This window comes from Phytohabitans maris, from assembly GCF_031085175.1.
GTDB lineage: Bacteria > Actinomycetota > Actinomycetes > Mycobacteriales > Micromonosporaceae > Phytohabitans > Phytohabitans maris.
Genome location: NZ_JAVHUY010000013.1, coordinates 104,908 through 119,552 on the forward strand (window position 1 = coordinate 104,908; position 14,645 = coordinate 119,552).

Annotated in this window: 12 protein-coding genes; 3 read left to right on the forward strand and 9 right to left on the reverse strand. The window is 70.1% G+C overall.

Features of this window, described 5'->3' with window-relative positions:
- Positions 1-375 precede the first annotated feature (375 nt).
- Positions 376-621, forward strand: coding sequence for a hypothetical protein (locus RB614_RS15830; RefSeq protein ID WP_308713250.1), 246 nt, complete (start codon positions 376-378; stop codon positions 619-621).
- A 111-nt stretch (positions 622-732) separates the two neighbouring features.
- On the opposite strand, the gene RB614_RS15835 is transcribed toward RB614_RS15830, so the two are convergent.
- The 4 genes from RB614_RS15835 to RB614_RS15850 form a co-directional block, all read right to left on the reverse strand.
- Positions 733-1,656, reverse strand: coding sequence for a DUF3825 domain-containing protein (locus RB614_RS15835; protein ID WP_308713251.1), 924 nt, complete (start codon positions 1,654-1,656; stop codon positions 733-735).
- Positions 1,657-1,855: 199 nt separating this feature from the next.
- Positions 1,856-3,121: a DNA sulfur modification protein DndB gene (locus tag RB614_RS15840; RefSeq protein ID WP_308713252.1), complete on the reverse strand. Its 1,266-nt coding sequence runs from the start codon at positions 3,119-3,121 to the stop codon at positions 1,856-1,858.
- Positions 3,122-3,512: 391 nt separating this feature from the next.
- Complete coding sequence (locus tag RB614_RS15845; protein ID WP_308713253.1) at positions 3,513-3,887, reverse strand: hypothetical protein; 375 nt, start codon at positions 3,885-3,887, stop codon at positions 3,513-3,515.
- 97 nt (positions 3,888-3,984) lie between these two features.
- Positions 3,985-5,622, reverse strand: coding sequence for a recombinase family protein (locus RB614_RS15850; RefSeq protein WP_308713254.1), 1,638 nt, complete (start codon positions 5,620-5,622; stop codon positions 3,985-3,987).
- A 54-nt stretch (positions 5,623-5,676) separates the two neighbouring features.
- Between RB614_RS15850 and RB614_RS15855 the strand changes: the two genes are divergently transcribed.
- Complete coding sequence (locus tag RB614_RS15855) at positions 5,677-7,728, forward strand: ATP-binding protein (RefSeq protein ID WP_308713255.1); 2,052 nt, start codon at positions 5,677-5,679, stop codon at positions 7,726-7,728.
- An 81-nt stretch (positions 7,729-7,809) separates the two neighbouring features.
- On the opposite strand, the gene RB614_RS15860 is transcribed toward RB614_RS15855, so the two are convergent.
- The gene (locus tag RB614_RS15860; protein ID WP_308713256.1) at positions 7,810-8,469 is read right to left on the reverse strand and encodes a hypothetical protein; all 660 of its coding nucleotides are present in this window, start codon (positions 8,467-8,469) and stop codon (positions 7,810-7,812) included.
- 891 nt (positions 8,470-9,360) lie between these two features.
- Here RB614_RS15860 and RB614_RS15865 point away from each other — a divergent pair.
- Positions 9,361-12,186 carry a helix-turn-helix transcriptional regulator gene (locus RB614_RS15865; RefSeq protein ID WP_308713257.1) on the forward strand — a complete coding sequence of 942 codons (2,826 nt, stop codon included), beginning with the start codon at positions 9,361-9,363 and terminating at the stop codon, positions 12,184-12,186.
- Positions 12,187-12,367: 181 nt separating this feature from the next.
- Here RB614_RS15865 and RB614_RS15870 read toward each other — a convergent pair whose 3' ends face one another.
- From RB614_RS15870 to RB614_RS15885, 4 genes are all read right to left on the reverse strand, one after another.
- Positions 12,368-12,580, reverse strand: a complete 213-nt coding sequence (locus tag RB614_RS15870) for a hypothetical protein (RefSeq protein ID WP_308713258.1) — start codon at positions 12,578-12,580, stop codon at positions 12,368-12,370.
- 97 nt (positions 12,581-12,677) lie between these two features.
- Positions 12,678-12,881, reverse strand: coding sequence for a hypothetical protein (locus RB614_RS15875; protein WP_308713259.1), 204 nt, complete (start codon positions 12,879-12,881; stop codon positions 12,678-12,680).
- Positions 12,881-13,936 carry a LacI family DNA-binding transcriptional regulator gene (locus RB614_RS15880; protein WP_308713260.1) on the reverse strand — a complete coding sequence of 352 codons (1,056 nt, stop codon included), beginning with the start codon at positions 13,934-13,936 and terminating at the stop codon, positions 12,881-12,883. Before RB614_RS15880 ends, RB614_RS15875 begins: the two co-directional genes overlap by 1 nt.
- A 34-nt stretch (positions 13,937-13,970) precedes the next feature.
- A complete protein-coding gene (locus tag RB614_RS15885) occupies positions 13,971-14,603 on the reverse strand; it encodes a hypothetical protein (RefSeq protein WP_308713261.1) in 633 nt (210 codons plus the stop codon).
- Between the last annotated feature and the right edge of the window lie 42 nt (positions 14,604-14,645).

Below are 14,645 nucleotides of genomic sequence, written 5' to 3' on the forward strand. Positions count from 1 at the left end.
CTACGGGAGCTTTGCCGCCAACGCTGCCGCTAACGGTCACTCGAAAGTGTCGAGCCCAGAAGGAGGCGAACCACGTATGCACGCGACTTCCACCACGTCCACAAACATCCACAGTGGAGGAACATGGCCACGAGCCAGAATCCGAACCGCTCGCGCCGTCGCCGGCTAGGCGACAGGTCGGCGACCGGCGCGGCTACCCCGCCCGGCACCGACCCGACCCCCGACCACTCCAACGAGCACAGCTTGGGCCATTCCAACGCACGGGGGACGTTACCGATGGCCTGCCACCCTTCCACCCCAACCATGCACGCCACGGCCCGCGTGGAGCCTCGACGCGACCAACGTGCACCAGCCACCGCACCGACACCGGCGGGCATGTCGGAGGCGGACCGGGCGATCATGCGCGCCCGGCTCGCCGCGATGGCCGCACCCCGGGATACCGACAACGAGCAGATGGCGGCGCTGCGCGCGATTCTGCGCGACGAGGCGCTGATGGCGCACGTGACCGCGAACGTCGAGCGGTGGCCACCACTGTCCGACGAGCAACGCGAGACCCTAGGCGCGCTGCTCAACGGCGCGGCAAACCGGACGGCGAAACGCTCGCGGCGGCGGGCGGCGTGATGGCCTCGCACACGAACGGGGCGCCCCTGACGGCACCGGGCGCCCCGATGGCGCCCGGTGCCGCATCTGGCGCTGGCGCCACGATGCGCCCACGCCCGACCCGACTTGCTCTCATGCTGCATCGTGGGCCACTTCGTGAGTCGTGGCGACCGGCTTGAGCCAGTCACTGTCTGGCCGGGCGAGCAAGCGGGCGTTGCTGTAGGCCATCCCGATCGTGAGCGCAGTGTGGCCGCGGTAGTACTCGCCTTGGCGGGACACCACCAGGGCGAGGTCAACGCCTGCCGCGTCCAAGAGGGACAGTGGCAGCAAGAGCTGAACCTGCTTTTGGGCGGGGTACCAGAAGGGTACTGCTGCCTTGTAGTTCCGCCGCACGCGCTTCCTTGCTCGCTCCACGGCGGCCTCCAGACGCAACTCAGCGCCGTACGGATCGGCCTGCAGCGCCTCGGGAAAGCGAGCGAGGTTCTCTTCGGCGACGTGCCGAAAGTTCACTTTGAGCTCGCGCTGCCAGTCGTACATGTAGTCGGCGGGCTCTTTGGTGTAGATCGCGAAGTCCGGCAGGTCCGGGAAGTTGTCCAGGACGATGCGAGCGCTTTCCTCGAACCAGCCATGGAACTGACGCCCGGACATCCGGTGCTTGAACACCCCGTAGATAGTCTCCTGTCGCGGGGTTGACAGGCCCGTGTTGAACGCGCTGTACGCGTCGCCAGGGCTAGCCCGAACCTCACCCTGTTGCTGAACGCGCTCGAACGTTAGCTGTATGTAGCTTCGCAGGATCTGCTTTTCGCCCGGGAAGGTGGCGTCGAGGCCGTCCCAGTCTTCGGCCTCGGCTACCTCCGCCAGCCGGTCGAGGTAGTCCGGATCACCGTCACCAAGACGACGCTCGTCGGCGGTGCGCACGTGGCCCAGATAGGCGTACTCAAGCAATGCCGGCTTAGCGCGGCGTGCTGGCGGTACTGGGCCGCTACCGTCCCCGAGCGGCTGCTTAAGGCGCGCAAGATCTGCTGGGGTTGCTATACGGGAACGGTGCTCGGTCATCGCGGTTCCTCTTGGTCTCTCCAGGGCTGCGGCGCGGTCTTCCCTAAGGCTCTGTCACCCGGGCCGGATAGTTGATCTTCAGGGTGGGTCTGGCCACTGCCTGCTGTTGGGTGCCGGCTTGAACGTCTTGTCAGCAGCCGGCGAGCGGACGAAGGGTCCCAACCCGGTTTGCGGGACGGGTGCCCTTCGTCGCGATGGGCTACAGGGAAGCGGGGGCCTTCTTGTACCAGCCGGTGATCACGCCCACCAGGTGGACGATGTTCTGGGTGCGCATGATCGGTGCGGCGGCGTTGGGCTCGAAGTCGCTGTTCGCCTCGGTGGTGCGCCAGATGCTGGTCTCGGTGACCGGCGCGGCCATGTGTGGGTCGAGGCGCTTGAAGAACGCGGTGATGTCGTCGAGTTCCGCCGGGTTGTCGCCTGCGCGCAGCTCGCGGAATACGCCACCGAGGACGCGCAGCATGCCCACCGAGCCGAGCAGCGAGGTGCGGCGCAGCTTCTGTGACATGGTCAGCTCGTCGGGCTTGCGCTCCGCCTCGGAGTCCTCCTCGGTCACGGCGGCGAGGTCCGTGAAGGCGTTGGAGATGACGTCCAGGAAGTCCTTGACCTGCTCGATGACCTCGCCGTCGGTCAGGGTCTGCTCGGCCTTTTTGCTGATCCGGCCACCGGCACCGGCGATGACGGCGCGGGTGATGTCGGCGACGTGCTTGGCGCCCATGAGGTTGGGGTTCTTGAGCGTCATGCGGTCCTGCTCGGCGTCGACCCGCCCCTTGAGTAGCGGGTGGTCGATGACGTCGGACAGGGTGCGGTTGGCGACCTTGTAGCTGTCGAAGCGGGCGCGGACGGCGCTGCTGATGCCCTTGGCGTTGTCCGCGACGTCAACGAACATCTGCTGGGCCTTGATCGGGTCCGGCTCCACGTAGATGTCCAGCCCGACGTACTCGGCCTTGAGCCGGTTCATCTGACCGACGAGCTTCTCGCGCTCGGCCTGAAGCTTCGCGGCCTTGTCCGGGCTGACCTTGCGGGCCATCTCACGGTCGACGGCGGAGATGGCGTCGGTGATGCGCTGCTTCTCGATGGAGACGCCGAGCACGCGGTGCTGGCCGTCGATAGTGCGCAGGGAGGAGATGCCACCGATCGCCCACGGGACAGTGAGGTACCCGACCGCTCCGTGTTCGTCCACCTTCTCGAAGGTGCAGCCGCCGCCGTCGCGGGCCAGGAGCGCCGGGGCGACCCAGTCCATCTTGGTGTCGAGGTACTCGCCGAAGTGCTTGGCGTGGAGGCGGTCGACCTTGCGGTTGTCCTTGTCGGGTTCTCCCGGGTTGGGGACGGGCAGGATCGTCGGCAGGTCGAGCAGAGGCACGCGCGTGCTGTAGACGGCGCGTCCTCCCTGCATGGTCTTGATCGCCAGGTAGGTGCTGGAGTCCTGCGGCTTCGACAGACGCAGCGGGTCGACGTTGATGCTCACTTTTACCTCCTGGATGGCACCTCCAACTGCTTGTCGGAGGTCGGCTGGCGGCAACTATAGCGCATAGCTAGCAGGGCACAAAAATAAGATCTTAACTGCCGCGATAGAATCTAAATGTGAGCGTTTTGTGCTTGCAGCCGGCGATCCGTCCCGTTGTGCCGGGTGCCGGTTCACATCGGGCAGGTCCGCTAGCCAGGCCGCACCGCCGGGCTGGCTTGGTGGGGCGCCGCGGTTGTGGCGCCGAGGCTCGCGGCGACGCTAGCCAGGCCGCCCGACCCCCGACCCGACCGACGCCGTATCCGTCCCGCCGCTCAGCATGTCTGTGTGGCTCCAGCCGCCGCGAGTGTCAGATGTTTGTCGCGTCGAACTGGTGGTGGACGGCGGTTCGTGGCTACTCGGTCGGCGGTCCTACAAGCTGCCGGATCTTGTCAAGCGTTTCCTGTGCGTTCTTGTCCGCGAGTTGTCGCAGGACCTTGGCCGTGCTCACGCTTGGGTTGAGGACCGCGTTGACGACTGCGGCGATCGCGCCGGACGCGAGATAGACGATGACTTCTTGCTCCTGGTACTGGGGCAGGTCGGCGGGCAAGTGACGCAGGCCGTGCGCCTGGAGCTTCTGGCTGATCTCTGCCCGCACGGTCGAGCCCAGCCGTCCGGCACCTTCGATGTCGCGCAGCACTTGGGCCGTGGTGCCGAGTACGCCGCCGTCCTCCGTCACCTGCTTACGGAGTTCTTCGTAGGTCCTCGGGTTCTTGCCTAGGGTCGCCATAGGTCATCTCCAGGAGCGGGCAGATGAGATATCCTCACTCTAGGGGATAAGATAAATCTACACAACGAGATAAATCCTCGAATGGCGGCTCTTTCGATCACGCCACGGCGGTGGTCAGTGCCTCGGCGGGAAGGCTGCCCGAGCCGAGCGTGTGCTTAGGGGCGATGTCTACCGTGGTCGGGTCGAAGCCACGGCCACGCCGTCCGGACGGCAGGATCGTCACCGTGCACAGCCGGTCGATGAACAGCCGCTGGTCGGCCAACCCGAGATCGGCCCACGCCTGTACCGGGTCCGAGGCGTTGACCACAGTGGCGAGCGGATCGGACGTCGCGGTGGCGTTCAACAGCTCGTCGATCTCGGTGATGCGGGCGTTGCCGCGTTTGGTAGCGGCGATCACCTGGGCGCGGGTCTTCAACCCGAGCACCTCGTCCTCGGCCATCAGCTCCAGCCGCTGGCGGATCGCCGTCCGTTCGGCCCGCAACCCTTCCGCGTCGACCTCCGGCGGCGGGGCGGCCAGTAGCTCGTAGGCGCGGGGGTGGGTCAACGCGTACAGCACGTGCCCGAACACCAGCCGGTCCACCTTCGCCACGTTGCGGGTCAGGTGGCTGTGGTCCTTGCACTTGTACCTCGGCTCCCGCCCACCCAACGTGACCTGACAGGTCACCGGCTTGACCCCATCGGCGTCGGTGTCGGTGCCCAGCGGAGTGCAGATCCCGCACCGATAGATGGTGGTGCCGTGCCAGCGCGGCGCCGCGCCCGGCCCGGTCCGCCGGGACGGGTCAGTCAGCAGATCCCGTACCGCGTAGAACACCTCTGGGGACACGATCGGCTTCCAGGGCGCCTTGACTCCTTCGATGATCTGCTTCTTGTGGACCATGAAGCCGGCGTTGCGGGGGCGCAGCAGGATGTCCCGCAACGTCTGGGCCGACCAGTCCGCCCCGGTCACCGTCGGCACCTCCTGCCGCTCGCGCAGCTCGGCGGCCAGCGCGCGCAGGCTGATCCCCTGCAACAGCCGGTGCGAGCTGTCGGCGATCACGTCGATCTCGTAGTCGATGGTGGTGATCCCGGACTTGCAGTCCCGTCCGCCATGCCATGCACAGACGAGGTCTTCGGGCATGGCGTTGTCCGGGACGTCAGGTGCGCCGAGGCAGAACCCGAACGGACGGCGGCCGCCGCCGAACTTGCCGTTACGGGCCTGCCGCTCCCGCCACATCGACACCCGCCGCGCCGTGTCCCTCGACGCCTTGTTCGCCACCAACACCCGGATCTCGGCGTCGAAGTTGTCCTTGCCCTTCTCCATATGCAACGAGTCGGTACACGACTCCACCACGATGCTGTGTGGGGCGTGCTCCACCACGTCGATCAGGTCCTGCAAGTCCTTCGGGTCGCGGAAGGCCCGGTCCAGGTCCAGACACAGCAGCGCGTTCGCCCGCCCGGCCCACAGGTCGCCGAGGGCTTCGCGCAGGTCCGGGCGGAACACCCGGTACTCCCGGCGCCCGTCCGGCAGCGTGATCTTCCGGCGCTTGTACGCGGACAGCCGCGGGTTCTTGATCACCTTGTAGACCGCCCAACCCAGCAGCGCGGCCCGGTCCCGCATCCGCTGGATCTGATCCTCCAACGACTGCGGAATGCCCTCGTCCGTCAGGTCCACGTCTTCACGCTTGTCCGACAGGCGGGCCAACAGGATCGCCTTGCACTGGTCGGGGATGCCGAGCGGGGAAGCGGTTGCGGTCATGCATCCATTATGTGCTAGAATCGGATATGCGGGAAGACCACGCTCGCGGTACACGTGGCGCACCTCGCCGCCCCCGCGTACCCGGACGGCCAGCTCTACGCCAACCTGCGCGGCGCCGAGGCGGTCGCCCTCGACCCGGCCGACGTGCTGGCCCGCTTCCTGCGCGCGCTCGGCGTCGACGCGCGGGCGATCTCGAACGACCCGGTCGAGCGCGCCGAGATGTACCGCACCCGCCTGGCCGGCCGCCGGATCCTGGTGGTGCTCGACAACGCCGCCTCCGAGGAGCAGGTACGCCCGCTGCTGCCCGGCGCGGCCAGCTGCGCGGTGCTGGTCACCAGCCGGGCCCGGCTCACCGGTGTCGAGGGCGCCCGCTGGATCGATTTAGACGTCTTCGCCCGCGCGGAGGCGGTCCGGCTGCTCGGCCGGGTCGGCGGGGAGGAGCGGGTGGCCGCCGAGCCCGGCGAGGCGGCCGAGATCGTCCGGCTCTGCGGCGGGCTTCCGCTCGCGGTACGGGTGGCCGGCGCCCGGCTCACCGCCCGCCCCACCTGGCGGCTGGCGCACCTGTCCCGGACGCTCCGCGACGAGCGGCGGCGGCTGGACCGGCTGGCCACCGGCGACCTGGAGGTACGCGCCTCGCTGGCGCTCAGCTACGAAGGGCTGAAGGGGGAGGCGAAGCGGCTGTTCCGGCGGCTGGGCCGCTTCGACACCCCGGACTTCCCGGCCTGGCTCGCCGGCGCGGTGCTGGAGGAGTCGGCGGACGCCGCCGGGCTCCTGGAGTCCCTTGTGGACGCCCAGCTGATCGCGGTGTCCGGCGCGGACGCCGCCGGCCAGATCCGGTACCGCTTCCACGACCTGGTCCGCCTCTACGCCCGGGAGCGCGCCGACCTGGAAGACCCGCCCGGCGAACGCCTCGACGTGCTCGGCGCCGGCTTCGGCGGCTGGCTGGCGATCGCCGAGCGGATGGCCGCCCGGGTGCCCGGCCCCTGCTACGCGGCGATCAGCGGCTCGGCGCACCGGCCCCGGGTCGAGTGGCCGCCGGCGGAGGTGGAGCCGCTGGACTGGTTCGACGCCGAGCGGGCCGCGCTGCTCTCCGTGGTCCGGCAGGCGTGCGCGCTCGACCTGGACGAGCTCGCCTTCGACCTGGCCGGCTGCCTGGAGAAGTACTTCGACATCCGCGGCATGTACGGCGACTGGAGCGCCACCAACCGCCTGGTGCTGGCCGCCTGCCGCCGCCGCGGCAACCGGCTCGGCGAGGCGGTGATGCTGCGCGGCCTGATCGACGTGGTCACCTGGAACTCCACACCGGACGAGGGGGACGCGACCAGCCGCTTCCACGCGGACGCGTTCCGGCTGCTGGAGATGTTCACCGAGCTGGGTGAGCGGCGCGGCATGTCGGACGCCGCGGTGATGTGCTCGTGGGCGCTGACCGCGCGCGGCGGGCAGGCGGAGGCGCTGGCCTACGGCGAGCGGGCGCTGGCCCTGGCCGAGGAGACCGGCCACGTCGGCGGCCAGGCCCGCGCGCACGTCGCGCTGGCGGTCGCCCGGGCGGAGACCCGCGACGTCGCGCGGGCGATCGGCCACCTGGACGCGGCGCTGGCCGCCGCGCGGGCACTGGGCAATCCGCGGTACGAGACGGCGGTGCTGCAGTTCCTCGGCATCGCGTACCGGGAGGCCGGCGACCTGGAGACCGGCGCCCGGATGCTGGACGAGTCCCTGGCGATCTCCCGCCGCTACCGGGACGTCTACACCGAGGTGCTGACGATGGTCGCGCTGGCCCGCCTGTACCTGCGGCAGGGCGACCCGCGGGCCCGCGAGGCGGCGGAGGCGTCGCTGGCGCTCGGCCGGGAGTTCAACATGAGCCACCACGTGGCCGACGCGCTGGGCGCGCTGGGGGAGATCGAGCTCGCCGCGGGGCGGCCCGAGCGGGCGGTGTCCTACCTGGAGCAGTCGGTGGCGATGTGGCGCACCCGCGGCTGGCTCTCCTTCCTCGCCGCCGCGCTGCACGTGCTCGGCCAGGCGTACGAGGCCAACGGCGACCTGCCGGCGGCGGCCCGGGCCCGCGGGGAGGCGGGAGAGATCCTGGCCACCCTGTCCGCCGGCCGCTGACGCCCCCCGCCTTCGGCGGTGGTCTCGGCGCGTTGCTGTCCGCCCCCCTTGGGGCGGTGGCCTTGGCGTGCCGCTGTCCGCTCAGCTTTGGGTGGTGGTCTCGGCGCGCACCTCGTCCGCCGCCTTGCGCCCGATCGAGACGCGCACGAGGGCGGAGGCGAAGCGGGGCACCTCGTCCCGCCCGACCAGCCCGGTCAGCTCCTCGGCCGAGGCCGGCAGATCCAGCTTCTTCGCCCCGGCGAGCACCTTGCGGTCCACGTACGGCGCTATATCGGTCCAGACCGCCTGCACCTCGCGGAGGTAGATGTCGGCGCCGGTCGGCCCGATCCCGGGAAACTCGGTGAGCAGGCGGCGCAGCGCCCGTACATCCCGCCCCGCCTCGCGGCGCAGCCCGCGCAGGTCGCCGTGCCACCGGGTCAGGCACAGCTCGGCGCTTTCGCCCAGCATCGTGGAGGTCCGCTCGTCGTACCGCCGGTAGTGCGCGCGACCGAGCGCGTCGACCCGGTCCTGCCAGCTCGCGTCGCGCATGGCCTGCGGCGTGCGGTAGCCGGCCGCGAAGAGCTCCCGGGCCGCCGCCACCGCGATGGTGGCCGAGATCCGCGTGCTGAGGAGAGTGGTCAGCACCAGCAGTTGGTACAGAGGTGGCGGCCGGTCGGCGAGCCGGATGCCGGCCTCCTCCGCATAGGTCCGCCCGAACCGCTTCACCGCCACTCGGGCGGTCTCCCGTCGACGATCAGCCATGTCCGTTGCATACCCGTCCCACAAGGCGGTACGCCCCCCGCCAAGCGTGTGGGCGGGGGACGTACCAAGCCGTGGGGTGGAGCCGGTCCAACCGGGAGCCCCGTCCCGCCGATCGGTGATCGTGGAGGTTGAATCTCCGTTGGACGTTGATCCTGCTCAGGATTGGGGGGCCGGAAGGGGCGACGATGTCGACGGCGCCGCCCCGATGTGACACCAGCTGTCGGGTCCGTTGGTTTGGTGCAAGGTCCCCTGCGCAGATGCTAGGTGCAACTTGCAGATTGGTGACCGTGAAACCTTCCCAACGGGGCTCCGAAGGGGCATCATTACTTCTCGTTGAGGTACTTGCTCTGATGCCAAAGCTTCGGAGGAGGGGTTAGGAACCAGGACGGTGATGGCCACCCGGGTCACGGGTAGACACGAATAGCCATCGCGACCGTGGCACCGGCCGCTGATGCTGCTACGAGTGCGCTAAAGGCCATCACCGAAATGGTGACGGCTGTACGTCTGATTTTGATTCGCATTGCGGCACGCTCCTGCCAAGCGTAACGGACACCAATAGCGATGACGCCAGCGTCACCGCTCGGTGGCCGTTGCCTCCAATTACACCCGGCCAGGTAATAGATACATACGGTCATATGGCTGGGGAAACAGAAGGTAAACAACAGTGAAACGCATGCCCAACGCTAGGCAGCGCTCCACTGTCGATAATTCATGCTTAGAGTGGGATGCCGCGATACTGCTGACGTTAGGTAATGAGGGTCCCGGAGAGCCGGGACTTCACCGCGACTAACTGTTGCAAGTTGCGGGAGTTGCAAAGGGGTGGACCGATTGGTGCAGGTATACAGCGGGTGAACGACGGGTTCGTGGCGGCGGACGAAGGGTGAGGTTCACATGATCGAGACGCGTTATGCCCCCTCCCTCATCGGGCGGCGGCGCCATCTCGATCGCACGCGTGAGTGGGTCACGGCATTGGCGGCCGGTCGGGGTCGCGCGGTGCTGGTGGAAGGCGAGCCGGGTATCGGCAAGTCATCTCTCATGCGTTCGGCCGCCGACGAGGCCAAGACGGCCGGCTGCCAGGTCTTCTGGGCCACCTGTGACGAGCTCAGCCAGGCTTTCCCGCTTCTCCCTCTCTTGGACGCCCTCGAGTCCGCACCGGTCGACCGCGGCCCCGCCGAGATCGCCGAGCTCCTGCGCACCGACTCCTCCCCGGGCAACGCCGTCGACCAGGTGGCCGCCGCGACCGAGCGCCTGCTCTCCCTGGTCGACGAGCTGTGCACCGGTGCGCCCGTGCTGCTGGTGGTAGACGACCTGCAGTGGGCCGACCCGGCGACCGTGCAGACCCTGGGGCGGCTGGTCCGCACCGTGCACCAGTTGCCGCTGCTCGTGGCCGGTGTGATGCGGCCGGTGCCGATACGCGAGGACCTCAAGGCGCTGAGCCGGTCGGTCAAGCCGGCCGACCGCCTGCGGTTGCACAGCCTCTCCGACGCCGAGGTCGCCCGGTTGGTCGAGACCGCCGCCGGAGGCCGCCCGGGTCCGCGGCTGCTCCAGCTCGCGGCCGGCGCGGCGGGCAACCCGCTGTACGTTACGGAGCTGGTGGACGCGCTCGCCCGCGGTGGTGCCCTGACCATCGAGGACGGCCAGGTCGAGGCCACGGGCACCCGTACTCCGGGCTCGCTGGCCGCCGCGATCGCCGACCGAGTCGAGTTCCTCTCCGCGCCTGGTCGTGGCCTGCTGCGCGCAGCCGCCCTGCTCGGCGTCGACTTCTCCGTCTCCGAGCTGGCCATGGTCTCCGGCCAGAGCGTGGGCGAGCTGATGCCGGTGCTGGACGAGGCGATCCTCGCCGGCGTCCTCCGGGAGAACGACTTCGCCTTGGCCTTCCGGCACCCCCTGATCCGCGCCGCTCTCTACGAGGAGATGCCCGCCGCCGTCCGCGCCGCCTGGCACCGCGACGCCGCCCGGGCACTGGCCCGCGGCGGTGCTCCAGCCGAGCGGGTGGCCCGACAGCTGCTGCCGGCCTTCCAGGGTGACGGTGCCGCTGGCGTGGCCGACGAGTGGATGGTGCAATGGCTGGTCGACACCGGCCAGCGGCTCGTGGCCCGGGCACCTGGTGCTGCCATCCCACTGCTGCGCCGCGCGGTCGCCGCGATCCCCGCCGGCGTAGCACCGCACGACCTGCTGGCCTGCCGGCTCGCCGACGCGTTCTACAAGGCGGGCGACCCGGCCAGTGCCGCGGAAGTGGCGACCGGCGCCCTGGAGTACGTGACCCGGCCGGACTACCTCGTCGACCTGCACTGGACGTTGACACAGTGCCGTGCGGTCGAGGGGCGTGCCGAGGAGGCCCTGGCGGCTCTTGAGCGCGCGCTGGAGACGCCGGTCGCCGGTACGCGTCACCGCACCCGCCTCCTGGTCCTTAAGGCTCGCACCCTGTGCATGCTGGGGCGGGTCGACACCGGCGGCCGGGTCGCCGAGAAGGCGCTTCGGGCCGCCACCGCGGCGAGCGACCGCTGGGCCATCGGGTGGGCGCTGGGCACGCTGATCGTCGTGCACGCGATGCGCGGCGAGTCGGCCCAGGCCCTGCCCTTGTTCGAGCGTGCGTTGGCGGTCGCCGAGACCGAGCCCGGCCTGGCTGACCTGCGGCTCGGGCTCCAGATCAACCAGGCCGCCGTACTCGGCAACGTCGACCGCTACGAGACGGCCATCTCCGGTGCGGTGCAGGCCCGCCAGATGGCCGACGAGGTGGGCAACCTCGTCCGGTTGGCGCAGGCCCAGAGCCTCCTTGGCGAGTTGCTCTTCGCCGTCGGCCGGTGGGACGACGCGCTCGCCGAAATCGACGTGTCCCAGCTGTCGAAGGACCCGGCGGCCGAGTGCCTCGACCTGGGTATCGCCGCCACGATCCGGTTGCACCGCGCCGACCCGTCGGCCAGCCGCCACCTCGTTGAGGCCGAGGAGCACGCGGCCCGCCTCGGTGGGCTGGTGATCGGCACGTTGGCGCTGGCCAAGGGGCTCGACCGTGAGCAGGCTGGCGCGCCAAAGGAAGCGCTCGCGGTGCTGATGGACGGCATGCTGGAGAGCGAGGAGATCGAGGAGCTCGCGGTCCTCCTGCCGGAGGCCGCGCGGCTCGCGGTCGAAGTGGCCGACCACGACACCGCTCGGACGCTGGTCGAGCGAGCCGAGTCGGTCGCGGGTGACTCGGGTGTGCCGCACCACATGGCCGTGGCGCCGCACTGTCGGGGGCTGCTCGACCGCGACCCTGAGCTCCTGCTCGCCGCCGCCGAACACTACGCGGCCGCTGGGCGGCCGTTGCCTCGTGCGCAGGCGCTGGAGGCGGCCGGCGCGGCCCTCGCCGAGCGGGGCGACCTGGGCGGTGCGCGCACCCACTTCACCAGCGCCTACGGGATCTACAGCGAGCTCGGCGCCGAGTGGGACCTGGCCCGTACCCAGGCGAAGTTCCGCTCGTACGGCATCCGTCGCGGGCCGCACGCGCGGCACCGCCGGGCCGATACGGGCTGGAGCAGCCTCACCCCGACCGAGATGAAGGTCGCCGGGTTGGTGGCCGAGGGCATGTCCAACCCGCAGATCGCGGCGCACCTCTTCCTGAGTCGGCGCACCGTGCAGACCCACGTCTCGCACATCCTGGCCAAGCTCCAGCTGCACTCGCGCACCGAGATCGCCCGCGAGGCGAGCCGGCGTGGTGCCGAGCTTGAGCAGGTTTCGTGAGGCTACGCTCCGTGATGGACGGCACTGAATCAGAGGCGTCTTAACGAGCGTTTTGTGCGGTCGGCCAGGTTAACGGCGCGGAAACACACTGCGCTTCGCAAATGCTCCGAGCAACTTGCACAAAATGCGATCCTGGCATTCGAAGAGAATGCCAGGATCGATTCGGGATCAGCCTGCCAGATCAACTCGCCTGTCGCTGGCGGGGAATGCGGGCCCGGGGCACCTCGATCAGTTCGTCGATGTTGAAGGGTCCGCCCATCGTGGTGCGGTGCTGCTGCATGTGCGCCCGCAGCCCGGCCTCCCAGATGGCCTGTTCGATCTCCGGCGGTGCGATCCACCGGTGCGAGTTGTCGCTGTAGTGCAGGTCCTCGTCGCCACGATGCATAACGCTCACCTACCCAGGCTCGCCGCACCGCACGGCCGAGAGATCCGCCACCTCAACGACTTTGGAACGCCAACCGCGTCGGTGACAGATATCAAGTATCCGCAGGTCAGGCGGCGGGTACGCAGGACTTCACGCGGCGTGGCTCGACCCGGTCGGCGAGCCGCCGGAGGGTCGTCGCGGCGAGCTGGCGCATCGAATCTCCTCGCTGCCGTGGTGGCCGTTCGGGCGTCGTGCGGGCCTCGGGGCGGGCGGACAGCACGTGGTGCTTGGTGGCCTTGTCCGCCATGATCATCGCAGTCGGGTCGAACATCAGACGCTCCCTGTGGAGGCCGGGCCGGTCGAGGCCCGGACGACGAGTTCGGTGGGGAGGACGACGCGGCGGTCGGCCGGATCGTCCGGCGGGTCGAGCAGCAGCCGCCCGGCGATGCGCCCCCGATCGAGGGCCGGCTGCCGGACGGTGGTCATGTGCGCCTGCGCGGCATCCGGGATGTCGTCGAAGCCGATCACCGAGACGTCGCGGCCGGGCCGCAGGTCGCGGGCGGCGAGCGCGTCAAGCACACCGAGGGCGAGCAGGTCGGTCGTGGCCACCACCGCGGTCGGCCGGGGTGCGCGGTCCAGCGCGTACGCCGCGGCGGCCGCGCCGTGCTCCCGGCTGTTGCCGGCGGCGCTGATCGTGATCACCTCGGACCACTCCAGCCCGGCGGCCGCGAACGCGTCGCGGTAGCCGGTCAGGCGCTCCCGGCTCACGTACGACCCGAGGTCCTCGACCGACGGCACGCTGACCTCGCCGGTGCGCCGGTCGGGGGAGATGTAGTCGGCGACGATCGCGACCCGGCGGTGGCCGAGCCGCATGAGGTGCTCGCCGGCCGCGCGGGTGGAGGCGATCTCGTCGATGCCGACGAAGAGCGATCCGAAGTGGTCGGAGTTGACCACCGGGATGCCGCGTGCCCAGGCCGCCTCCATCGCCTTGTACCAACCCGGGACGCAGTAGACGACGAACCCGTCGACCGCCGCGTTGCGCACCGCCTCGAGCGCGCCCTCGTCGTCGTCGCGCAGCGGCACGAGCAGCAGCCCGGTGCGGTTGTCCTCGGCCACCTCGGCCAGGCCGCGCAGGAACTGCACCGCGTACGGATCCGTGAAGGCGATCGAGAGCGCGGTCGTGAACAGCACGCCGATCGCCCCGGCACGGCCGCTGCGCAGCGAGCGCGCGGTCGGGTTGGGACCCGAGTAGCCCAGCTCGCGGGCGGCGTCGAGGATCCTTTCGCGCAGCTCGGGGGAGAGCTGGTCGGGCCGGCTGTACGCGTTGGAAACCGTGCTGCGCGAGACGCCGACCCGGTCGGCGACGGTCTGCAACGTGGGCTTCATGGCCGTAAGGCCCTTCTGTATCGATCCAGAGCTTCTAAATCGATACAGTACCCCTCGCGGACGAAACCGCAACCCCCGCGCCCACCCACTCCGCGGCCCGCGCCGAGGGGTGCTGCGGGAGCCGGTTGGTCAGGGCGACCAGGACGAGCGCGACCACGCCCACCGCGATCCGGCGCCGGCGGCGGCGGGCCTCGCACGCGTGCCACCAGGCCACCGCGGCCTCGGCCAGCGCCCCGGCCCGCGGCCGCTGAGTGGGGTCGAGGTGCGGCGCGAGCTTGAGCGCGACGCTGGACGCGACCCGGTGCGGCGGGGGTGGCGGCGGCGGGTCGACCGAGCCGGTGGACCAGACCTGCACCTCGACCGGCCACGTCTCGCCCAGCGACTCCAGCGGCAGCAGGTCGGGGGCGCGCCAGCTGTCCGCCCGCCGGGTGAAGGCGCGCCGCAGGTACAGATCGGTGGCGTCCGCCTGGTGCAACCGCCCCCGCAGCCGCAGCCAGCTCCACCGCGCCGCGACGTCGGTGAGCACGTCCGGGTACAGGCAGTCGGCGTCCCGCTCGGTGCCGACCACGCGAGCGGCGTCCTTCCGGAGGGCGTCGAGGTGGTGCTCGACGAACTCGACGTACTCCGGCGGTGGCTCCCAGGAGATGCGCGGCAGCAGACGGGGCATCGTGGCCTCCCTAGGCCCGTCGCCTTATGGTCCCGCCTTCCG